Here is a 21,947-nt window from a genome sequence, read left to right as displayed (position 1 = left end):
AGTCGCCGAGGGTCAAGCCTCGGGATCACCACTGCAAATCCAGCCGCTCCAGCCCGTGGAAATGGTAGACGTCCTTGACCACGGGCGTCTTCGCGAGCCTCAGGCCGGCAAGCCGCTCGAACAGGATCGGCAGCACGACGTTGAGCTCCAGCCGCGCCAGCGGCGCGCCGATGCAGAAATGGATGCCGGCGCCGAAGGAGAGGTTGGGCGCCTCGCTGCGGTCGGGCCGGAAGGCGAGCGGATCGCTGAATTTCGCCGGGTCGAGATTGGCGGCGGCGAGGATGAGGCTGACCTTGTCGCCGCGCTTGAACGAGACGCCGTCGATTTCGGCGGGCTCGAGCGCCCAGCGCTGGAAGATGTGAACTGGCGCGCAGATGCGTAGCGTCTCCTCGACCGTGCGCTCCGCCGTCGTCTCGTCGCGGAAGAGCGTCGCCGGATCCGAGCCGCTGTCGAGGATGGTGCGCACGGAATTGCCGATCTGGTGCACGGTCGCCTCATGGCCGGCGTTGAGCAGCACGATCGTCGTCGAGATCAGCTCTTCCTCGGTGAGATATTGGCCCTTGTGTTCGGTATGAATCATGTGGGTGAGCAGGTCGTCGCGCGGCGCTGCGCGGCGCTCGGCGATGACGGTCCTGACATAGTCGGAAAATTCCTTCGCCGCCCGTTCGGCCTCTTCCTCCTGGGCGCGCGTGCGGCCGAACATGTACATGCGGACATAGGCGTGCGACCAGGCGAGCAGCTGCGGCCCCATCTCCTCGGGAATGCCGATCATGCGGGCGATCATCGTCACCGGGATGATGTCGGCAAAAGCCGAGAGCAGTTCGACCTCGCGCTTGTCGGCGAAGCCGTCGATCAGCCGGTTGGCGAGCTCGGCAAGCTCCGGCTTCATCCTCTCGACATGGCGCGAGACGAAGGCGCGGTTGACGAGGGTGCGCAACCGCGTGTGCTCCGGCGGTTCGAGTTCGAGCAGGGAATAACGTTCGGAGAGATCGAAATTTTCAAGATGCGGCATCGGCTCGGCAAGGCCGAGCTCCTCGCGGCTGGCGATATGCAGGATCTGCCGGCCGAAGCGGCGGTCGCGCAACAGCCCGTTCACATGGTCGTAGCCGGTGAAGAACCACTGTTTCTGCTCGGTCCAGTAGAAGGTCGGGCAATGAGCGTGAAGCGCGGCATAGACGGCATTCGGATTGCCATAAAAGGCCGGGTTGCGCGCGTCCAGCGAGACATGGCGGCTGGCCTGATCGATCGAAAGAAAGGGCGGTATCGTCATGCCCCGAGGCTTAGCGGATTTGCCGGGCCTCGAAAAGATGCGGATCAGGAGAGCCGGCCGGAAACAAAGCTTGTCCGATCGGAGGCGCCGGCGACATTAAGATCCGTGTCTAAGCTCAAGGATTGATTCTATTTTCACGCGGCGGCTAACGCATGTCCCGGAAGTGTGCAGCGGTTCCGGGACAACGACATGCATAAAAAACAAAGAGCTAAAGCGCGTCGATGCGCTTTAGCCGGCCCGCGACAGTGTGCCCATGCGCCGCAGCGCCTCGACCTGATCATCGACCGTCGGCACGAGTTCGCCGGCAGTGGGGCTCGGGGTGGCCGGCGCCGGGGCCGCCGCTTCCGCTTCGCCGAAGGTGACCGTGCAGTTGCGGCCGGCGGCCTTGGCGGCATAGAGCGCCCGGTCGGCGGCCGAAATCAGCTTGTCGATATTGGCTTCGATCGAGGCGGCGAGCGCAATGCCGATACTGACGGTAACCGGAACGATCGCTTCGCCGGTGGCGACGGGAAGGCGGCAGAATTCGGTGCGGATCGCTTCGGCGATCGCCTCGGCTTCCATCTGGTCGGAGACGGCGGCAAAGGCGGCGAATTCCTCGCCGCCCATGCGGCCGAAGATGTGGTTTGGAATATACTGCCGGGCCATGCGCGCGAAGGCGGTGAGCACCGCGTCGCCGGACTGGTGGCCGAAGCGGTCGTTGACGCGCTTGAAATGGTCGAGGTCGAATAGGATCACCGCGACCTGCCGCTGTTCGCTATGGGCTCTTTCCTGAATGGTCTCGAAATAGCCGAGCAGGCCGCGGCGGTTGAGCACGCCCGTGAGTGAATCGGTCAGTGTCATTGTCCGCAGATGCCGTTCGGAGCGTTCCATGACCAGCCGGCAGGTAAGCGCGAAGGCGATGGTGAGCAGGAAGGCGCTCGCCATTGCCGAGACGCCGCCGAGATTGGTCGCGTCGATATCGCTGGGCAGCGTTACCGCCATCGTCAACGCCGAGCCGAAACACAGGCAGCCCTGTATGACGAACACGCCCATCAGCTTGATGCGGGTGCGCTCGCGGCGCATGTCGCCGGCGGCGACAGCCATGGCCAGCGCCGTCGCGCCGGTCGCCGAAGCGAGATTGTAGAGCACGACGCGGTTTGAATAGTCGGTGTTGACCCACGGCAGGAACACCCCGGCCAGCCAGATTGCAGGAGGCAGCAGCGCCCACCATTCGATCTTCTTGCGGTCGAGCGCCAGAAAACCCGCCACCCAGGCGCTCTGGCCGAGCAGGGCGATGGCATTGCCGATCTCGACGGACACCAGGCTGGGGACTTGGCCGCGCAGCGCGATCATCGCAAAGCCGATGCCGGTCAGAAGAAAGCCGAGGCCCCAATAGAGATAGGCTTCGTTCCTGACGTTGTGGCGCCAGGCGACGAAAAGCACCAGAGCGAGTGTCATGGCCTCCGAACACCAGATGGCGAGACCTGTAGCGATATTGAACACGGCAGCAACCCCTTGCCCGTCGACCTTGTCTGTTGGGGCGCATCCTTGCCGAGGAAGCTCGCCACTTCCTTAATGCTGTTGCGTTGCGGCATGATTTCCAGCCGGTATCTGGCGGTAGGCTTTCCGTTGGGTAAACGTATGTGAGCGCTGCCGGATGGAGTAAGCTTTCCTTCATCCTGTCATGGAGAAAAGCCGGGGGAGACGCCGCCGGGGGCTCGCGGTCATCAGCCATTTACGGGAAAGAGGCTGCTGGCGCCGAAGCTCGATGCATGTCGCCCGGAAGTGTGCAGCGGTTACCGGATGACGACATGCATCAAAGAGGAGCCCGCCGTGCCCCGTCTTCTTAACGTTATCCTCATGCGTGTCTTGAAGAGGAGGGCACGGACACTCTATGTAGGGATATGGCATTTTCTTTGATTCCCGGCGGCCGCCGGCATGACGTTGACAAAGGACGCACATGAGAAACCCAGTTGATACCGCAATGGCCCTCGTGCCGATGGTCGTGGAACAGACCAACCGCGGTGAACGCTCCTACGACATCTATTCCCGCCTGTTGAAGGAACGCATCATTTTCCTGACTGGCGCCGTCGAGGATCACATGGCGACGCTCGTCTGCGCCCAGCTGCTCTTCCTCGAGGCCGAAAACCCGAAGAAGGAAATCGCCCTCTACATCAATTCGCCCGGTGGCGTCGTCACCGCCGGCATGGCGATCTACGATACGATGCAGTTCATCAAACCGGCGGTTTCGACGCTTTGCATCGGCCAGGCCGCGTCCATGGGCTCGCTGCTGCTGGCCGCCGGCCACAAGGACATGCGCTTCGCCACGCCGAACTCCCGCATCATGGTGCATCAGCCCTCGGGCGGCTTCCAGGGCCAGGCTTCCGACATCGAGCGCCACGCCCGCGATATCCTCAAGATGAAGCGACGGCTGAACGAGGTCTATGTGAAGCACACCGGCCGCAGCTACGAGGAAGTTGAAAAGACCCTCGATCGTGACCATTTCATGGATGCGGACGAAGCCCAGGGCTGGGGCGTGATCGACAAGGTTCTGACGTCCCGCCTCGAAATGGAAGGCGAGCAGGCCTAGTAATAAATTGGGATGGTGTTTTTGCCGCCACAGTTCTATCTCATTTGTGATCGAACAAGGCTTTCAACTGGCGACGAAGACGCTAATAGTAACTATTAATGCTATGTTGAATTTTTGTGACATAGCATTTGGCATTCGAAGGGGATTCGTTGCCGCCGGAACCAGGACATGGTTGACTGGAACCGGTTCGTAGCCCCTGAAGCCCTTCTCGGCAAAGGCTCCGGAAACGGAGTGCCGCCAGGAGCTGATAGAGTGGACCGCGATTTCGCCTTGAAATGCGGCGTGCTGGAAGGAAAATGATATGAGCAAGGTCAGCGGCAGCAACGGCGGCGACTCCAAGAACACCCTCTATTGTTCGTTCTGCGGAAAGAGCCAGCACGAAGTCCGGAAGCTGATTGCCGGACCGACCGTCTTCATCTGCGATGAATGCGTCGAATTGTGCATGGACATCATCCGCGAGGAAAACAAGTCCTCGATGGTCAAGTCCCGCGATGGCGTTCCGACGCCCCAGGACATCATCAAGGTCCTCGACGAATATGTCATCGGCCAGCGGCAGGCGAAGAAGATCCTGTCTGTCGCCGTTCACAACCATTACAAGCGCCTGGCGCACGCTTCCAAGAACGGCGAAGTCGAGCTGGCGAAGTCGAACATCATGCTGGTCGGCCCGACCGGCTGCGGCAAGACCTATCTTGCCCAGACGCTGGCCCGGATCATCGACGTTCCCTTCACCATGGCCGATGCGACGACGCTGACCGAAGCCGGCTATGTCGGCGAGGACGTCGAAAACATCATCCTGAAGCTCCTGCAGGCGGCTGACTACAATGTCGAACGCGCCCAGCGCGGCATCGTCTACATCGACGAAGTCGACAAGATTTCGCGCAAGTCCGACAACCCGTCGATCACCCGCGACGTCTCGGGCGAGGGCGTGCAGCAGGCGCTTCTGAAGATCATGGAAGGAACGGTCGCTTCCGTTCCGCCGCAGGGCGGCCGCAAGCACCCGCAGCAGGAATTCCTGCAGGTCGACACGACGAACATCCTGTTCATCTGCGGCGGCGCCTTCGCCGGTCTCGACAAGATCATCTCTGCCCGCGGGGAGAAGACCTCGATCGGCTTCGGCGCCACCGTCAAGGCTCAGGACGACCGCCGCGTCGGCGAAGTCCTGCGCGAGCTGGAGCCGGAAGACCTGGTCAAGTTCGGCCTCATTCCCGAATTCATCGGCCGTCTGCCGGTTCTGGCGACGCTCGAGGATCTCGATGAGGATGCGCTGATCCAGATCCTGTCCGAGCCGAAGAACGCGCTGATCAAGCAGTACCAGCGCCTGTTCGAGATGGAAGACGTCGAACTGACCTTCCACGAGGACGCGCTGCGCGAAATCGCCCGCAAGGCGATCGTGCGCAAGACCGGCGCCCGCGGCCTCCGTTCGATCATGGAGAAGATTCTTCTCGACACGATGTTCGAACTGCCGACGCTGGAAGGTGTGCGCGAGGTCGTCATCTCGGAGGAAGTGGTGCGCGGTTCGGCCCGTCCGCTCTATATCTATGCCGACCGTCAGGAAGAAAAGGCCAACGCTTCGGCGTGACCTTGCACTTTCGCACCATTATTTTGGGGGCTTGCCATCGGCAGGCCCCTTTCTATTTGAAAAATCATGTGAGGCGTTGTTAATATTTTGCCGGTGGGACCGGAATTGCCTTTGCCGATGTTGCGCAGGGGTAATGCTTGGCAATGATGGGATGATCTCGTAAGCCTTTTCTGGCGTTGTATTGAGCCTGGTCGGAAATGGTAAGCGCCGGTCCAGCTAGGCGCTTCATAGTGTTGACGTTCCGTTGTAACAAAGCTGTCACATCCCGGGGAACGCGGGCGTTAGCGTGGCTTGAAAAGCGTAGTCAGAACCTCCACTTGTAGAGCCAAGTGAGAGCCGGCCGGTCCCAAGCGGCCGTGCAGAGAGCCCGGTAACGGGACGATGGAAAGGACAAAAAAATGACGAAGAAAACGTCTGTAGCGAGCAGCACTGCCTACCCTGTTTTGCCTTTGCGCGACATCGTGGTGTTCCCGCATATGATCGTGCCGCTGTTCGTCGGACGGGAAAAATCGATCCGTGCGCTCGAAGAGGTCATGGGCTCCGACAAGCAGATCATGCTGGTGACGCAGATCAACGCCAGCGACGATGATCCGGACCCTTCGGCGATCCACAATGTCGGCACGGTCGCCAATGTGCTGCAGCTGCTTAAGCTGCCCGACGGCACCGTCAAGGTTCTGGTCGAAGGCCGCGCTCGCGCCGAGATCGACACCTATACCAGCCGCGAAGATTTTTATGAGGCGCTCGGCCATGTGCTCGAGGAGCCGCATGACGATCCTGTCGAGCTGGAAGCTCTTTCGCGCTCGGTCGTTTCCGAATTCGAGAGCTATGTAAAGCTCAACAAGAAGATTTCGCCCGAAGTGGTTGGCGCTGCCAGCCAGATCGACGACTATTCCAAGCTTGCCGATACAGTCGCCTCGCACCTGTCGATCAAGATCACCGAGAAGCAGGAGATGCTGGAGACGACCAGCGTCAAGGCTCGCCTCGAAAAGGCTCTCGGCTTCATGGAAGGCGAGATCTCGGTTCTGCAGGTCGAAAAGCGCATCCGTTCGCGCGTCAAGCGCCAGATGGAAAAGACCCAGCGCGAATACTACCTCAATGAGCAGATGAAGGCGATCCAGAAGGAGCTCGGCGACGGCGAGGAAGGCCGCGACGAGATGAGCGAACTGGAAGAGCGCATCGCCAAGACCAAGCTCTCCAAGGAGGCCCGTGAAAAGGCCGATGCGGAGCTGAAGAAGCTGCGCCAGATGAGCCCGATGTCGGCGGAAGCCACCGTCGTGCGCAACTATCTGGACTGGCTGCTCGGCATTCCCTGGGGCAAGAAGTCGAAGATCAAGGCCGATCTCAACAATGCCGAGAAGATCCTCGAAGCCGATCACTTCGGTCTCGACAAGGTCAAGGAGCGCATCGTCGAATATCTCGCCGTGCAGGCCCGCGCCACCAAGATCAAGGGCCCGATCCTCTGCCTCGTCGGCCCTCCGGGCGTCGGCAAGACCTCGCTCGCCCAGTCGATCGCCAAGGCGACCGGCCGTGAGTATGTCCGCATGGCGCTCGGCGGCGTTCGCGACGAAGCCGAAATCCGCGGTCACCGCCGCACCTATATCGGCTCGATGCCCGGCAAGGTCATCCAGTCGATGAAGAAGGCGAAGAAGTCCAACCCGCTCTTCCTGCTCGACGAGATCGACAAGCTCGGCCAGGACTATCGCGGCGATCCGTCCTCTGCTCTGCTCGAAGTGCTCGATCCGGCGCAGAACTCGACCTTCATGGACCACTACCTCGAAGTCGAATACGATCTGTCCGATGTGATGTTCATCACCACGGCGAACACGCTGAACATTCCGGCGCCGCTGATGGACCGCATGGAAATCATCCGCATCGCCGGCTACACCGAGGATGAAAAGCGCGAGATCGCCAAGCGGCACCTGCTGCCGAAGGCCATCAAGGAACATGCGTTGCAGCCGGAAGAATTCTCGGTCAGCGACGACGCCCTGATGGCGATCAGCCAGCAGTATACCCGCGAAGCCGGTGTCCGCAGCTTCGAACGCGAATTGATGAAGCTCGCCCGCAAGGCGGTCACCGAGATCATCAAGGGCAAGACGAAGTCCGTTCACGTGACGGCCGCCAACATCGCCGATTACCTCGGCGTCCCGCGCTTCCGTCACGGCGAAGCCGAGGGCGAGGATCAGGTCGGCGTCGTTACCGGTCTTGCCTGGACGGAAGTCGGCGGCGAGCTGCTGACCATCGAAGGCGTGATGATGCCGGGCAAGGGCCGCATGACGGTCACCGGCAATCTGAAGGACGTCATGAAGGAATCGATCTCGGCAGCGGCTTCCTATGTCCGTTCGCGCGCCGTCGATTTCGGCATCGAGCCGCCGATGTTCGAAAAGAACGACATCCACGTGCACGTGCCGGAAGGCGCGACGCCGAAGGATGGCCCCTCGGCCGGCGTCGCCATGGCGACCGCCATCGTCTCGATCATGACCGGCATCCCGGTCAACAGGCACGTGGCCATGACCGGTGAGATCACCCTTCGCGGCCGTGTGCTGCCGATCGGCGGTCTCAAGGAAAAGCTGCTCGCGGCGCTCCGCGGCGGCATCAAGAAGGTGCTGATTCCGGAAGAGAACGCCAAGGATCTGGCGGAGATCCCGGACAATGTGAAGAACAGCATGGAGATCATCCCGGTCTCCCGCATGGGCGAGGTGATCAAGCACGCGCTCGTCCGCCGGCCCGAGCCGATCGAGTGGGATGGCACGGTGGAAACGCCGGTGATCACATCGGTCGAAGGCCTTGATGAGACGGGCGCAACCATAGCGCATTGAGTGGCGCTTGCCACATTTATGCCCATTTGGCGCAAAAGACGCAAAAAGGCTGGCGGAAACGCCAGCCTTTTTTGTGAAAACGTCATGGAGACGCTTGCTTTTCCTTGATTTGCAGGGCTTTTGGGTTCCCGGCGGGCCTGATGAAACCTATTCTGCGCCTAGCTTACATTTGAGTCGTTTCATACCATTTAGAAAGGGGTGGAAACATGAACAAGAATGAACTCGTGTCCGCAGTGGCCGAAAAGGCAGGACTGACGAAGTCTGACGCGGCTTCCGCTGTCGACGCGGTTTTCGACGTTGTCCAGGCTGAACTCAAGAACAAGGGCGACATCCGCCTCGCAGGGTTCGGCAGCTTCACCGTTTCTCATCGTGCCGCATCGAAGGGCCGCAACCCGTCCACCGGCGCTGAAGTCGATATTCCGGCTCGCAACGTGCCGAAGTTCACGCCCGGCAAGGGCCTGAAGGACGCCGTCAACGGCTGATTTGAGATTATCCGCCAGCCGTAAACGAGACCGGCTGTGTAGGGTTTTTTTGAGAGGGGTTCGGCATTGCCGGGCCCCTTTTCGTTATGGCCGCTTGCCGCATACGGCACTTTGTTTTACCACGGAGCTGTTCTCAGGGCGGGGTGAAACTCCCCACCGGCGGTAAGGGCTGCGGCCCGAGCCCGCGAGCGTCTTCCCAAGCTTCGGTTAGGGAGGGGTCAGCAGATCCGGTGCGATTCCGGAGCCGACGGTATAGTCCGGATGAAAGAGAATGAGCATGGCCGCGCGCGGGCAGGGGACTGCCGGCCTCAGCGTGTCGTCGCCTCATGCGTCCTGATTTATGTTGGTCCCAGGTTTCGGATGAAAGACATGAATCAGAATTCCCTTGCAGTCTCGCAATCGCGCGCCCTTGCCGGCGCAACTTTCATGGTGCTTGGAGGCGTGGCCTTTTCGCTCCTCAACGTCGTCACCCAGTGGCTGACCATGAAGCTCGCCTTTCCTCCGGCCTCGGCGGCCTTCTGGCAATATGCCTTCGCCTTCCTTTTCTCCTTGCCCTTCCTGCGCAAGGCAGGTCTTTCGGCCATGCGCACCAACTATCCTTGGCGGCATGTCGTGCGCGTGGTCTTTGCCGCGCTCGGCGTCGCGGCCTGGGTTTCCGGCCTTGCTTCGGTGCCGATCTGGCAGGCGATTGCGCTCGTCATGACCTCGCCCTTCTTCATCATCCTCGGCGCCCGCCTGTTCCTCGGCGAGCGCGTCGGCGCCGCCCGATGGGCGGCCACCGCTGTCGGCTTTGCCGGCGCGATGATCATCCTGCAGCCATGGTCCGACAGCTTCACCTGGGCAGCATTGCTGCCGGTGCTCTCGGCGCTGCTCTGGGGCGCATCGTCGCTGATCACCAAGAGCCTGACCGGCATTGAGAAGCCGGAGACGATCACCGTCTGGCTGCTGGTGCTGCTGACGCCGATCAACGGCGGGCTGGCGCTTGCGGCGGGCCTTGCCGTGCCGACGGGTGCGACGCTAGCGCTCTTCCTGCTGGCGGGCCTCCTGACGGTCGTGGCGCAATATCTGCTGACCCTTGCCTATGCCAGCGCCGACGCTGCCTATGTGCAGCCGTTCGACGATCTGAAGCTGCCGCTCAATGTGCTCGCCGGCTGGCTGTTCTTCGGTTATGCGCCGGCCGGTTATCTCTGGCTGGGAGCCGGATTGATCCTCGCCGCATCGCTCTTCATCATGCGCAACGAGATCCGCCGGGAAAGGCAAGCGGCCTCCTCGTGAAAATGTCACGGACTGTCATGTCTCTGTCATGGCAGTCCCGCAGAAAACCCATGTTTCGACTATTCGACACATGGGGGATTTCATGACAATTTCATCGCGCAAGGCAGCGCTTGCTGCCGTGCTTCTCGCATCCGTCGCCCTTCCGGCCGCGGCCGAACCGGTTTTTAACCGCATCGCCTCTTTCCCGGTCGCCCAGAACCTGCCTGACGACAAGGACAAGCTCGCGGCGACATCGGCCGAAATCATCACCGCGACCGACGACGGCAAGACGCTGATCTACAGCGACAGCCCGCTCGGCGCGATCGGCTTCATCGACATCACCGATGCCAAGGCGCCGAAATCAGGCGGCGCGCTGATGATGGATGGCGAGCCGACATCGGTCACCTCGAGCGCCGGTAAGGCGCTCGTCGCCGTCAACACCTCCGAGAGCAAGGCGAAGCCCTCAGGCCGTCTGGCGATCGTCGACGTGGCGACCAAGAAGATCGAGAGCACCTGCGATCTCGGCGGCCAGCCGGATTCGATCGCCCTCAACAAGGACAAGACGCTCGGCACTATTGCAATCGAAAACGAGCGCGACGAAGACGTCAATGACGGCAAGATCCCGCAGATGCCGGCCGGCGACCTCGTCGTCTTCCAGGTTAAGAACGGCACTGTTGATTGCGGCAGCATCAAGCATGTGACGCTAACCGGTCTCGCCGGCGTTGCCCCTGAGGATCCGGAGCCGGAATTCGTCGCCTTCAACGGGCTGAACGAGATTGCCCTGACGCTGCAGGAAAACAACGAGATCGTCATCATCGACGCCAATACGGCCGAGGTGAAGACGCATTTCTCCGCCGGCAGCATCGATCTCACCGGCATCGACACCAAGCGTGATGGCGCCCTGAAATTCACCGGCGAATCGAAGGGCGTGCTGCGCGAGCCCGATGCCGTGAAGTGGCTGGACGACAACCGCCTCGTCGTTGCCGATGAAGGCGATTACCAGGGCGGCTCGCGCGGCTTCACCATCTTCGACAAGGCGGGCAAACTTCTCTACGAATCGGGCGCATCCTTCGAACGCGCCGTCGCCCATATCGGCCACTATCCGGAAAGCCGTTCGGGATCGAAGGGCGTCGAGCCGGAAGGCCTCGAAGCCGCCAAGTTCGGCGATGACCAATATTTCTTCCTGCTCGCCGAGCGCGCCTCGCTCGTCGGCGTCTATAAGGATACCGGTGCGGATCCCGAGCTCGTGCAGCTGCTGCCATCGGGCATTTCGCCGGAAGGCGCGGTCGCCATTCCCCAGCGCAATCTACTGGCGACAGCCAACGAACTCGACCTCGGCAAGGATGGCGGAGCACGCTCGCATGTGATGATCTACGAGCGTTCGGAAGGTGGGAAAGCCTATCCGCAGATCGTCTCCGCCGATAAGGACGGCAATCCGATCGGCTTCGCAGCCCTTTCCGGTCTCGCTGCCGTTCCCGGCAAGCCGGGCATGCTCTATGCCGTCAGCGACAGCGTTCTCGGCTCGCAGCCGACGATCTACACGATCGATGCCAGCACGAAGCCGGCCGTCATCACCGACGCCCTCGTCGTCAAGCGTGACGGCGCCCCGGCTCAGAAGCTCGACATCGAAGGCATCGCGGTCGCCGCCGACGGCTCCTTCTGGCTCGCCTCGGAAGGCTATGGCGAGCGTCTCGTCCCGCACGCCCTCTACAACGTCAACGCCAAGGGCGATATCAAGGCCGAGATCGCCCTGCCGAAGGAACTCGCCGCCAACGAAATCCGCTTCGGTTTCGAAGGTGTGACCATTATCGGCAGCGGCGACGATGCCACGCTCTGGATGGCGGTTCAGCGCGAGTGGGCCGACGACGAGAAGGGCTTCGTCAAGCTCGTCTCCTACAATCCGAAGAAGAAGGAATGGGGCGCCGTGCGCTATCCGATCGACAAGACGGAAAGCGGCTGGGTCGGCCTGTCGGAAATTTCGGCTCAGGGCGACAGCGTCTACATCATCGAGCGCGACAACCTCGTCGGCGATGCCGCCAAGCTGAAGAAGCTCTACAAGGTGGCGATCTCGGAGCTGAAGCCCGCCAAGCTCGGCGGCGAACTTCCCGTCGTCAAGAAGACCGAAGCCCACGACTTCCTCGGCGAGTTGAAGACGGCGACCAACGGCTACGTGCTCGACAAGCTCGAAGGCTTCACCTTCGATGCATCGGGCAAACCCTACGCCGTCACCGACAACGACGGCGTCAGCGACTCCTCCGGCGAGACCTTGTTCTTCCCGGTTGATCTCAGCGCGACAAACTGAGTCGTCACAGACATACAAAAGAAGAAGCCGGGCGAAAGCTCGGCCTCTTCTCTTTGATGCCGTAACTCCTCACTTCCGTTATCACAGCCTTGATGCCGAGGACCCATGGGGCGTCCGCATTCGCAGTGAGGCGAGGGCATCCGACTGAAGAACATCTGCAAAGCAGAGGGCTTCGGCATGGATGCTCGGGTCAAGCCCGAGCATGACGGAGATTGGGGGGGGACGGGCGGCAGGAGGCGAGATGCTGTAGCAATTCCAATAGCTTGCGTGGTGCCGCGACGTCGGAGTTTGGCATGGACGCTTCCCCACACTTCGTCATCCTCGGCCTTGAGCCGAGGATCCATGCCGCGGCCTCTCACGCATGCGGGTGCATGCTCGGCTCAAGGCCGCGCATGAAGAAGGAGAGGCGTGAGGACGAGGTCGGCTCACCGATGCTTCGGCAGCCCCCAGCTCCAACCCTACCAGCGCTGATGCACATGCGGCGCGATCAACCGCGCATAAATCTCGCGTGTTGCCGCCATGACATCGGCCGAGAGCGGCGCCAGATCGGCGGCGGCCGCATTGGCCTTGGCCTGTTCGCCATTGCGGGCGCCTGGAATGACGACGGTGACGGCGTCGCTCATCAGAATCCAGCGCAGCGCAAAGGCGGCCATGGTCCCGCCGGCGGGCACCAGCTTGCGCACCTCTTCCACAGCCTGCAGGCCGACCTCGAATGGCACGCCGGCAAAGGTCTCGCCGACATCGAAGGCTTCGCCGTGGCGGTTGAAATTCCGGTGATCGTCGCTGGCAAAATGCGTCTCGCGGGTGATCTTGCCGGAGAGCAGGCCGCTTGCCAGCGGCACACGGGCGATGATCGCCACGTTCCTGCGGCGCGCCTCGGCGAAGAACAGGTGATCGGGGCGCTGGCGGAAAATGTTGTAGATGATCTGGATGCTGACGACGCCGGGATATTCGATAGCCTTCAGCCCGTCCTCGACCTTTTCGACGCTGACGCCGTAGCCCTTGATCTTGCCGGCCGTCTGCAGCGCGTCGAGACCTTCGAAGACCTCCGGCTGGTAAAACACTTCGCGCGGCGGGCAGTGCAACTGCACCAAGTCGAGGCTGTCGACGGAAAGGTTTTTCAGGCTGCGGTCGATGAAGCCTTCGAGATTGGCCTTGCTGTAGCCTTCGGCGATATGCGGATTGAGGCGGCGGCCCGCCTTGGTGGCGACCATCGGGCGCTTGCCGCCGCGCGCCTTCAGTACGTCGGCAATGATTTTTTCCGAGCGGCCGTCGCCATAGACGTCAGCCGTATCGATGAAGGTCATGCCGGCGTCGAGTGCGGCATTCAGCGCCGCGCGCCCGTCCGCTTCGCTGATATCGCCCCATGAGCCGCCGATCTGCCAGGCGCCGAAGCCGACATTGGTGACGGTGAAGGGCATACGTCCGAAAGCATGGTGTTTCATGAGAAATTCTCCCAATGCATGTTGTCCGGAAGTGTGCAGCGGTTCCGGGATAACGACATGCGTAAAAACAAAGAACTAAAGCGCGTCGCATGAACCAAGTTCAATGCGACGCGCTTTAGGTGATGAAAGATATTGGCCTATCAGCCGGGCGACTATGCGGCAATTGCCGATCCGGCCTTGATTGGTCGCTTCGATGAAATATCGTCAGCTTACAAGGCTTCAACCGCAATGGAATAGAAAAGGAAAAATCATGGAGATCAAACCCGCCGGCTCTCGCCCCTCGATGAAACCGCCGGCCGATTATTTCACCGGCGCCGTTCGCCAAGATCCGCTGATCGAGCCGCCGGCGCCCGCCCGGGTACGGGCAACCTCCGTCACCTTCGAACCCGGCGCCCGCACGGCCTGGCACACGCATCCGCTCGGCCAGACGCTGATCGTCACCTCGGGCAAGGGCCTTGCCCAGAGCTGGGGCGATGACATCCGCGAGATTCGCGCCGGCGACACCGTCTGGTTCGCGCCGGGCGAAAAACATTGGCACGGTGCTGGCCCGGACACGGCGATGACGCATATCGCCATACACGAGGCGCTGGACGGCAAACATGTCGACTGGATGGAGCATGTCAGCGACGCGCAATATTCCGGCGCGGTGTCGGCCGGTTAGAGCCGTTTCAGGCAATAGGAAAAATGCGCATGTGATTCGACGGTCAGGAACTCGAATTGCCAGCCATAATCCTTGCAGAATTTGGTGACCGCCTCGACGACGCCGTAGACGATCGGCTTGACCGTATTGCCGGTGCAGAAATCATGCCCGGCAATGCGCCCTGTCCGCTTCACTTTCCTTTCGCAGAGCAGCAGCTCCTGCCAGGTGAGTTCGAAGGAATGGTCGGTATCGATATAGGCCCAGTCGAGAAAGTCGTCCTCGAATTCGGCCAGCTTTTCGAGAGACGTGCCCTGCATCAGGTGCAGCCGCCCGGCCGCGATCTCGGCCGCGAATTGCGTGTGGATCGAATCGAGGCCGGAGCTGTAGCGGTCCATCGACCAGGGATCGATGAGGTAGAGCTGCGCCGGGCGGTTCTTTTCCAGGATTTCCGCCGTATATTCGCCGAAGGCGGCCCCCACCTCGACGCCGATGCCGCCATTCGGGATCCGGTAGAGCAACTCGCCGCGATCCGGCAACAGGCGGGCGTTTTCTATATGATGGGCGCTGAGTGGGGTGCGCGGCATGCTCGCCCTAAGCGCCTGCCTTTCTTCACGTGTCTTCATCTCTGATCTCGGATTGCGGGCGGTTGACGGCCCAGATGCGGGTCTGCGGGGAACGTAGGAGCAGGGGACCTCGATGACAACCACATGACGGGAATTTGCTTCTTTCGGACAAATCGCTAAGTTTCATTCGTGGACCGACGAAAAAGCCTCGGGAGGAGCGATTTCATGAGACGCATGTGGCCGGAAGAATTCAACGCCGTCTTCAACGGAGCCGAGGAGGTGATGTTGGAATCACCCGCCGAGGCCGGCGAAGCGCCGTTGCACCGGAAGGCGCTGAGGGCGCGCATCACCATGGAGGATTACGAGCGGATCTGGCCGCTCGCCGAGATGCGCTTCCGGCTGGGCGAAGGGAATCTGGCCGGCAAGGCCGTCACGCTGATCACCACCAATCCCCACTACCACGCCTGGCATCCGAAGGACGGCGGCAGCGTCGAGTCGGTCTCCGACAGCGGCCGCCACTTCAAGACGGATTATATCGTCGTGCATTTCCTGCTCGACGACGTCAAGGAAACCTCTCCCGCCTGATATGTCCAAGCCGGTGCCGGCCCGCGAGCCCGCACCGGCATCCGCATTCTGTTGACGCCGGCGTGATTCCGAGCCTGATGACAATCGCGGCGATATCGCTAAGTTTGCGGAAATTTCTCACCAAATTGGAGGTTCCCGTGACGGCGAACGTGCTGGATATTCCTGTCAAATCAGTGGATGGTCGTGAAACCACGCTCAACGACTACAAGGGCAGGGTGCTCTTGATCGTCAATGTCGCCTCGAAATGCGGGCTCACGCCGCAATATGAGGGGCTCGAAAAGCTCTACGGGGAAAAGCGCGAGCGCGGCTTCGTCATCGCCGCTTTCCCCGCCAACGATTTCAAGGGCCAGGAGCCCGGCACCGACGCCGAGATCCTCGATTTCTGCACCAGCACCTACGACGTCACCTTCCCGATCTTCTCGAAGATCTCGGTCAAGGGCGAGACCCAGCACCCGCTTTACCGGCAACTGATCAAATCAGGCGTGAAGACCACCGGCGACGGCCCGATGCGCGAACGGCTGAAAGCCCACGGCATATCAGCTGGCGACGAGGACGACATCCTCTGGAACTTCGAAAAATTCCTGATCGGCCGCGACGGTAAAGTCGTCGCCCGCTTCGCGCCTGACGTGACGGCAGATGATTCGCGGCTGGTTTCGGCAGTGGATAAGGAACTGGCAAAGGGATGAATGCCCTCGGGCTGCCAGGCGCTGAACGTCTTCAGATACCAAGCACGGTCACCATCGGAGGCGTAAAGTCCTTGAAGCCCAATCTCGGCCAGTCGCATCTCGCGTCAAAGCGCGCCTTTGGTTTGTGGCGCTGGCAGTTCGGCTTCGTCTTGAATGCATAGCCAGGCAGGCTGACATAGGTGGGACTTGGCGCGCCAACGGCAATCGCGATGCATAGCGTCAATGCGGAGATGAGAGTCCTCATGGCACCCCCCAGGCGTGAGAAACCTTCAAGCGCGGAGACTTTCCGGGCGGCGAATATTCCCACTTTTGCCGCCTCCCATCCATTCGCCCAATCGGAGGTGCCTCAGCAGCGGGAGTAGTCCGTTCTGGTGGAGGTCTCAGACGGCGAACGCATCAGAATCTGCCGGACGTCGCGCTGTTCTGGGGCGAAATGTCTTCCCCGAATCCACCTCGAAAGTGGGTACGAAGGAGCGCCGAGCGTCGGTCTGCGAGCCCGCGATATGACTTAGGTATTGATCGGACAGGAGAGAAAATGGTGGGCGATGAGAGACTCGAACTCCCGACATCCTCGGTGTAAACGAGGCGCTCTACCAACTGAGCTAATCGCCCATCGCGAGCGAAGCCGGATCGGCCTGCCGCGTTGGTGGCCGTGATCTATGCGGATCGCGGCAAAACCGCAAGAGTGTTTGTGAAGAATTTTTGATTTTTTTGGCGTCAGTCCTGTCCTTTGCCGTCGCGGTTGGGCACAGCCGGCTGTGGATAAAGGGGAGGGGAAGGTGGCAGGCATCACGGCTTCGACCGGGTCGTCGGCTTCGATCGGGCTCCGTGCCGCAGCGGCAAACGAAATTGCCGGCTTTTCATTCTCCCCGCATGGGTCTTGCCGAAACAATTCAACGACTGTCATGGTTTTGTCTCCAAACCTGCTTGACACTAAAAGACGAACCCCGTAGTTAGCCGCTCATCGAAACGGGCAGCCGTTTTGGTGAGGGTGCGAAGGCATCCGGATTGCTTGAAATGAAGTGCGGGTGTAGCTCAGTCGGTTAGAGTGCCGGCCTGTCACGCCGGAGGTCGCGGGTTCGAGCCCCGTCACTCGCGCCATTTCAAAAAAGGCGACAAATCGCCGCCGTCCGGCTCTTTCGTCCACTATGCGCGGGTGTAGCTCAGTCGGTTAGAGTGCCGGCCTGTCACGCCGGAGGTCGCGGGTTCGAGCCCCGTCACTCGCGCCATTCTCTTCCGATAGCCATGCAGTTTCCAGGGGTCAGGCATGCAGCTTGAATCAGCTTCTGCGGATTTGTCGCGACATCGTTGCATCTGCTTGATAATGTCCGCGCGCGACGCGTCGAATTGCCTCTGTAAAAGTCTTGCGCCGGGGCTTCGGCTGCGCTAACCACGGCTTGTTGCAACGCACGTTCGCTTGCCGGGCAATTGCCCAAATGCGCCGCCTGGCGCCTCCGGCAAGCAAGGATGAACATGATGACTGAACTGCTCAGTTCCTATATTCCGATCGCTATCTTCATTGCTATCGCGCTTGTCATCGGCCTGGCGCTGCTCATTGCGCCGTTCGCCGTGGCTTTCAAAGCGCCCGATTCGGAAAAGCTCTCGGCTTACGAATGCGGCTTCAACGCTTTCGACGACGCCCGCATGAAGTTCGACATCCGCTTCTATCTCGTGTCGATCCTCTTCATCATCTTCGACCTCGAAGTCGCCTTCCTCTTCCCCTGGGCCGTTTCCTTCGGCGCCATCGGCTGGTTCGGCTTCTGGTCCATGATGGTCTTCCTCCTCGTGCTGACCATCGGCTTTATCTATGAATGGAAAAAGGGAGCCCTGGAATGGGAGTGACCCCTGTGAGCAATCAGCCGCTCGTTGCCCGGCAGTCGAAGGGGATCATCGATCCCTCGACCGGCAAGCCGATCGGCAGCAATGACGCCTTCTTCGGCGAGATCAACAACGAACTCGCCGACAAGGGTTTCCTCGTCACCTCGACCGACGAGCTGATCAACTGGGCCCGCACCGGCTCGCTGATGTGGATGACCTTCGGCCTTGCCTGCTGCGCCGTCGAAATGATGCAGTTGTCGATGCCGCGTTATGACGTCGAGCGCTTCGGTTTTGCGCCGCGCGCCTCGCCGCGTCAGTCCGACGTGATGATCGTCGCCGGCACGCTGACCAACAAGATGGCACCCGCTCTGCGCAAGGTCTACGACCAGATGCCCGAGCCGCGTTACGTTATCTCGATGGGCTCCTGCGCCAATGGTGGCGGCTACTACCACTATTCCTATTCCGTGGTGCGCGGCTGCGATCGCGTCGTGCCGATCGATATCTACGTGCCGGGCTGTCCCCCCACGGCGGAGGCGCTGCTCTACGGCGTGCTTCTGCTGCAGAAGAAGATCCGGCGCACCGGCACGATCGAACGCTAAGGGTTAAGGACAAGGCATATGAGTGAAGCCCTGACTGAGCTTGCGTCCTATCTTGGCGAAGCGCGCGGCAATCTGATCGCCGCATCGCAGATGAAGTATGGCGAGCTGACGCTGACGGCGACGGGTGAAAACCTGATCCCGCTTTTGACCTTCCTGCGTGACGATGCCAAATGCGGTTTCGTCAACCTGATCGATATTTGCGGGGTCGACTGGCCGCAGCGCGAACTGCGCTTCGACGTCGTCTATCATCTGCTGTCGCCGAAGCAGAACCTGCGCATCCGCGTCAAGGTCGCGACCGATGAGGATACCCCGGTGCCGTCCGCCTGCGCCGTCTATCCGGGTGCTGACTGGTTCGAACGCGAAACCTGGGACATGTACGGCGTTCTCTTCACCGGTCATCCGGACCTGCGCCGCATCTTGACCGACTACGGCTTCGAAGGCCACCCGCTGCGCAAGGACTTTCCGACGACCGGTTTCGTCGAAGTCCGTTACGACGATGCTGCAAAGCGCGTCGTATACGAGCCGGTCGAGCTTAAACAGGAATTCCGCAACTTCGACTTCATGTCGCCCTGGGAAGGTACTGAATACGTGCTGCCCGGCGACGAAAAAGCGAAGCAATAAACTGAAGGCGGCTGGTGGGCTTGTGCCTGCCACTCACTGGTTATCTGAGAACGCGAGCCCATCGCCATGACCGAACATAACGTCCGCAACTTCAACATCAATTTCGGACCGCAGCATCCGGCGGCGCATGGCGTTCTTCGTCTTGTCCTGGAGCTTGACGGCGAAATTGTGGAGCGGGTCGATCCGCATATCGGCCTCTTGCACCGCGGCACCGAGAAGCTGATCGAGACCAAGACCTATCTTCAGGCCGTGCCCTATTTCGATCGACTCGATTATGTCGCGCCGATGAACCAGGAGCATGCCTATGCCCTGGCCGTCGAAAAGCTGCTCGGCATCGACATCCCGATCCGCGGCCAGCTGATCCGCGTGCTCTATTCGGAGATCGGCCGCATCCTCTCGCATCTCCTGAACGTCACCACGCAGGCCATGGACGTCGGCGCGCTGACGCCGCCGCTCTGGGGCTTCGAAGAGCGCGAAAAGCTGATGGTGTTCTATGAGCGCGCCAGCGGCTCGCGCATGCATGCCGCCTATGTCCGTCCGGGCGGCGTCCATCAGGATCTGCCGGAAAAGCTGGTGCAGGATATCGGCGACTGGTGCGATCCCTTCCTGAAGGCGCTCGACGACATCGACAACCTGTTGACCGGCAACCGCATCTTCAAGCAGCGCAACGTCGATATCGGCGTCGTTTCGCTGGAAGACTGCTGGGCCTGGGGCTTCTCCGGCGTCATGGTGCGCGGTTCGGGCGCTGCCTGGGATCTGCGTCGTGCCCAGCCTTACGAATGTTATTCCGATCTCGAATTCGACATTCCGATCGGCAAGAACGGCGACAATTATGACCGTTACCTGATCCGCATGATCGAGATGCGCGAATCTGTCCGCATCATGAAGCAATGCGTCAACCGTCTGCTCTCGGATGCCAAGACCGGTCCTTTCTCGTCGATCGACGGCAAGGTCGTGCCGCCGAAGCGCGGCGAGATGAAGCGCTCGATGGAAGCGCTGATCCACCATTTTAAGCTCTATACCGAGGGCTACCATGTTCCGGCCGGTGAAGTGTACGCCGCGGTTGAAGCGCCGAAGGGCGAGTTCGGCGTTTATCTCGTCTCCGACGGCTCCAACAAGCCGTATCGCTGCAAGATCCGCGCGCCCGGCTATGCGCATCTGCAGGCGATGGACTTCATGTGCCGCGGCCACCAGCTTGCCGACGTCGCAGCCGTGCTCGGCTCGCTCGACATCGTCTTCGGCGAGGTGGACCGCTGATGCAGCGTCTGCCGCTTGCCGTCGCTCTCCTTCTTTCGGCATCCGGGGTTTCGGCTCAGGAGGCCGACACCCTCGGCACGCCGTTGGGCCATAAGGAAGTGACGCCGCCGGCGGCGCAAGCGTCCATGGGCGAGCTTTTGTCCAAGGGCTATCAGATCAAGGCTGCCATCCCGAATGGCAGCAAATTCGTCGTATTTATGCAGAAAGACCAGTCGGCCTATGCCTGCGAAATGCAGTCTTTGACCGCTTCGCGGTGTGGAACCCTAAACTGACAAGGCGTGAGGAAGAATGTCCGTTCGTCGATTAGCCGAAGATCAATTTCAGCCTGCCGCATTCGCTTTCAGCGATGAAAATGCGGTCTGGGCGGACAAGACGATCCAGAAATACCCCGCCGGCCGCCAGCAGTCGGCGGTTATCCCGCTGTTGATGCGGGCGCAGGAGCAGGACGGCTGGGTCACGCGCGCAGCGATCGAAAAGATCGCCGACATGCTCGACATGGCCTATATCAGAGTGCTCGAGGTCGCGACCTTCTATACGCAGTTCCAACTGCACCCCGTCGGCACGCGCGCCCATGTGCAGGTCTGCGGCACGACGCCCTGCATGCTGCGCGGCTCGGAAGCGCTGATGTCGGTCTGCAAGAGCAAGATCCATGCCCATCCCTTCGAGCGCAATGCCGAAGGCACGCTGTCGTGGGAAGAGGTCGAATGTCTTGGCGCCTGCGTCAACGCCCCGATGGTGATGATCGGCAAGGACACCTATGAGGATCTGACGCCGGCCCGTCTCGAAGAGATCATCGATACCTTCGCCGCCGGCAACGGCGCGAGCATCAAGCCGGGCACCCAGATCGACCGCATATTCTCGGCGCCGGAAGGCGGCCCGACTTCCCTGACGACGGAAGAGCCGAAGGCAAGGACGCGCGCCAAGAAGGCCGATACCGAAAGCGTATCGGCTCCGGTCGATGGCGCTCCGGTCCCGCCGTCGGAGGCCGCCCGCCCGAAAAGCACCGATGCCGAGACCAATGCGGCCCTGAAGACGCCGGCAACGGCGCCGAAGGCGGCGGCCAGGAATGCCAAGGCAGCCGAGCAGCAGCCGGTTTCCGGCACGGCGCCCGCCGAACCGGCGCCGGCGCCTGCTGCCAAAGCCGAAGCCGCCCCGGCGGCAAAGCCTGCGCTCACCGACAAGAACCGTCCTGCCGGTATCGAAAAGCCCGCCGCACCGGATGATCTGAAGATGATCTCCGGCGTCGGCCCGAAGATCGAGGCGACGCTGAACGACATCGGCATCTTCACCTTCTCGCAGGTCGCGGGCTGGAAGAAGGCCGAACGCGAATGGGTCGACGGCTACCTGAACTTCCGCGGCCGAATCGAGCGCGACGACTGGGTCAAGCAGGCCAAGGCGCTCGCCAAGGGCGGCGAAGCGGAATATATCAAGGTCTTCGGCAAGAAGCCGCGGTAAGAGGTG

20 protein-coding genes, 3 tRNA genes and 1 riboswitch are annotated in these 21,947 nt (G+C 61.1%); of the genes, 17 read left to right on the top strand and 6 right to left on the bottom strand.

Annotated elements, in window-relative coordinates:
• Positions 1-25: 25 nt before the first annotated feature.
• Together C4N04_RS00710 and C4N04_RS00705 are read right to left on the bottom strand one after the other, a co-directional pair.
• A complete protein-coding gene (locus C4N04_RS00710; protein ID WP_096762151.1) occupies positions 26-1,270 on the bottom strand; it encodes a cytochrome P450 in 1,245 nt (414 codons plus the stop codon).
• 228 nt (positions 1,271-1,498) lie between these two features.
• A complete protein-coding gene (locus C4N04_RS00705) occupies positions 1,499-2,752 on the bottom strand; it encodes a GGDEF domain-containing protein (RefSeq protein ID WP_077993330.1) in 1,254 nt (417 codons plus the stop codon).
• 457 nt (positions 2,753-3,209) lie between these two features.
• Here C4N04_RS00705 and clpP point away from each other — a divergent pair, with 457 nt between their 5' ends.
• The 6 genes from clpP to C4N04_RS00675 all read left to right on the top strand — a co-directional run bounded on the left by clpP (position 3,210) and on the right by C4N04_RS00675 (position 12,272).
• The gene (gene clpP / locus C4N04_RS00700; RefSeq protein WP_038688182.1) at positions 3,210-3,839 is read left to right on the top strand and encodes an ATP-dependent Clp endopeptidase proteolytic subunit ClpP; all 630 of its coding nucleotides are present in this window, start codon (positions 3,210-3,212) and stop codon (positions 3,837-3,839) included.
• 301 nt (positions 3,840-4,140) lie between these two features.
• The gene (gene clpX, locus C4N04_RS00695) at positions 4,141-5,418 is read left to right on the top strand and encodes an ATP-dependent Clp protease ATP-binding subunit ClpX (RefSeq protein WP_004680013.1); all 1,278 of its coding nucleotides are present in this window, start codon (positions 4,141-4,143) and stop codon (positions 5,416-5,418) included.
• 398 nt (positions 5,419-5,816) lie between these two features.
• Positions 5,817-8,234 (top strand): endopeptidase La, encoded by a 2,418-nt coding sequence (gene lon, locus C4N04_RS00690; protein WP_077993333.1) that lies wholly within the window; start codon positions 5,817-5,819, stop codon positions 8,232-8,234.
• Between the two features lie 206 nt (positions 8,235-8,440).
• Positions 8,441-8,716, top strand: coding sequence for a DNA-binding protein HupB (hupB, locus tag C4N04_RS00685; protein WP_003547346.1), 276 nt, complete (start codon positions 8,441-8,443; stop codon positions 8,714-8,716).
• Positions 8,717-8,841: 125 nt separating this feature from the next.
• Positions 8,842-8,993: riboswitch (FMN riboswitch) on the top strand.
• A 92-nt stretch (positions 8,994-9,085) separates the two neighbouring features.
• Positions 9,086-9,991: a DMT family transporter gene (locus C4N04_RS00680; RefSeq protein WP_106795249.1), complete on the top strand. Its 906-nt coding sequence runs from the start codon at positions 9,086-9,088 to the stop codon at positions 9,989-9,991.
• Positions 9,992-10,073: 82 nt separating this feature from the next.
• On the top strand, positions 10,074-12,272 hold the full coding sequence (locus tag C4N04_RS00675) for an esterase-like activity of phytase family protein (protein ID WP_106795386.1): 2,199 nt from the start codon (positions 10,074-10,076) through the stop codon (positions 12,270-12,272).
• Between the two features lie 458 nt (positions 12,273-12,730).
• Here the strand turns inward: C4N04_RS00675 and C4N04_RS00670 are convergent, their stop codons facing one another.
• A complete protein-coding gene (locus C4N04_RS00670; protein ID WP_077993335.1) occupies positions 12,731-13,717 on the bottom strand; it encodes an aldo/keto reductase in 987 nt (328 codons plus the stop codon).
• A 250-nt stretch (positions 13,718-13,967) separates the two neighbouring features.
• Between C4N04_RS00670 and C4N04_RS00665 the strand changes: the two genes are divergently transcribed.
• The gene (locus C4N04_RS00665; RefSeq protein ID WP_009995411.1) at positions 13,968-14,378 is read left to right on the top strand and encodes a cupin domain-containing protein; all 411 of its coding nucleotides are present in this window, start codon (positions 13,968-13,970) and stop codon (positions 14,376-14,378) included.
• On the opposite strand, the gene C4N04_RS00660 is transcribed toward C4N04_RS00665, so the two are convergent.
• The gene (locus tag C4N04_RS00660) at positions 14,375-14,980 is read right to left on the bottom strand and encodes a class I SAM-dependent methyltransferase (protein ID WP_106795248.1); all 606 of its coding nucleotides are present in this window, start codon (positions 14,978-14,980) and stop codon (positions 14,375-14,377) included. The two genes, C4N04_RS00665 and C4N04_RS00660, sit on opposite strands and share 4 nt — an antisense overlap.
• 165 nt (positions 14,981-15,145) lie before the next feature.
• Between C4N04_RS00660 and C4N04_RS00655 the strand changes: the two genes are divergently transcribed.
• A complete protein-coding gene (locus tag C4N04_RS00655; protein ID WP_009994650.1) occupies positions 15,146-15,505 on the top strand; it encodes a hypothetical protein in 360 nt (119 codons plus the stop codon).
• A 137-nt stretch (positions 15,506-15,642) separates the two neighbouring features.
• A complete protein-coding gene (locus C4N04_RS00650; RefSeq protein WP_009994648.1) occupies positions 15,643-16,191 on the top strand; it encodes a glutathione peroxidase protein in 549 nt (182 codons plus the stop codon).
• Positions 16,192-16,222: 31 nt separating this feature from the next.
• On the opposite strand, the gene C4N04_RS00645 is transcribed toward C4N04_RS00650, so the two are convergent.
• Together C4N04_RS00645 and C4N04_RS00640 are read right to left on the bottom strand one after the other, a co-directional pair.
• Complete coding sequence (locus tag C4N04_RS00645) at positions 16,223-16,435, bottom strand: hypothetical protein (protein ID WP_077993439.1); 213 nt, start codon at positions 16,433-16,435, stop codon at positions 16,223-16,225.
• A 292-nt stretch (positions 16,436-16,727) separates the two neighbouring features.
• Positions 16,728-16,803: transfer RNA gene (locus C4N04_RS00640), tRNA-Val, on the bottom strand.
• Between the two features lie 412 nt (positions 16,804-17,215).
• Here C4N04_RS00640 and C4N04_RS00635 point away from each other — a divergent pair.
• The 8 genes from C4N04_RS00635 to C4N04_RS00600 all read left to right on the top strand — a co-directional run bounded on the left by C4N04_RS00635 (position 17,216) and on the right by C4N04_RS00600 (position 21,941).
• Positions 17,216-17,292: transfer RNA gene (locus C4N04_RS00635), tRNA-Asp, on the top strand.
• 51 nt (positions 17,293-17,343) lie between these two features.
• Positions 17,344-17,420: transfer RNA gene (locus C4N04_RS00630), tRNA-Asp, on the top strand.
• Positions 17,421-17,667: 247 nt separating this feature from the next.
• Complete coding sequence (locus tag C4N04_RS00625) at positions 17,668-18,033, top strand: NADH-quinone oxidoreductase subunit A (protein ID WP_010055493.1); 366 nt, start codon at positions 17,668-17,670, stop codon at positions 18,031-18,033.
• The gene (locus tag C4N04_RS00620) at positions 18,024-18,608 is read left to right on the top strand and encodes an NADH-quinone oxidoreductase subunit B (RefSeq protein ID WP_077993345.1); all 585 of its coding nucleotides are present in this window, start codon (positions 18,024-18,026) and stop codon (positions 18,606-18,608) included. The genes C4N04_RS00625 and C4N04_RS00620 overlap by 10 nt, the downstream gene beginning before the upstream one ends.
• A gap of 18 nt (positions 18,609-18,626) precedes the next feature.
• Positions 18,627-19,229: an NADH-quinone oxidoreductase subunit C gene (locus C4N04_RS00615; RefSeq protein ID WP_077993347.1), complete on the top strand. Its 603-nt coding sequence runs from the start codon at positions 18,627-18,629 to the stop codon at positions 19,227-19,229.
• A 66-nt stretch (positions 19,230-19,295) separates the two neighbouring features.
• Complete coding sequence (locus tag C4N04_RS00610) at positions 19,296-20,486, top strand: NADH-quinone oxidoreductase subunit D (RefSeq protein ID WP_039619107.1); 1,191 nt, start codon at positions 19,296-19,298, stop codon at positions 20,484-20,486.
• Positions 20,486-20,758, top strand: a complete 273-nt coding sequence (locus C4N04_RS00605) for a hypothetical protein (RefSeq protein ID WP_038688197.1) — start codon at positions 20,486-20,488, stop codon at positions 20,756-20,758. The genes C4N04_RS00610 and C4N04_RS00605 overlap by 1 nt, the downstream gene beginning before the upstream one ends.
• Positions 20,759-20,774: 16 nt before the next feature.
• Complete coding sequence (locus C4N04_RS00600) at positions 20,775-21,941, top strand: NADH-quinone oxidoreductase subunit E (RefSeq protein ID WP_106795247.1); 1,167 nt, start codon at positions 20,775-20,777, stop codon at positions 21,939-21,941.
• Positions 21,942-21,947: the final 6 nt, after the last annotated feature.

Source organism: Rhizobium sp. H4, from assembly GCF_003013335.1.
Classification (GTDB): Bacteria; Pseudomonadota; Alphaproteobacteria; order Rhizobiales; family Rhizobiaceae; genus Rhizobium; species Rhizobium sophoriradicis.
The sequence above is the reverse complement of the archived record's forward strand: the minus strand, read 5'-3'. Positions and strand labels throughout refer to the sequence as shown.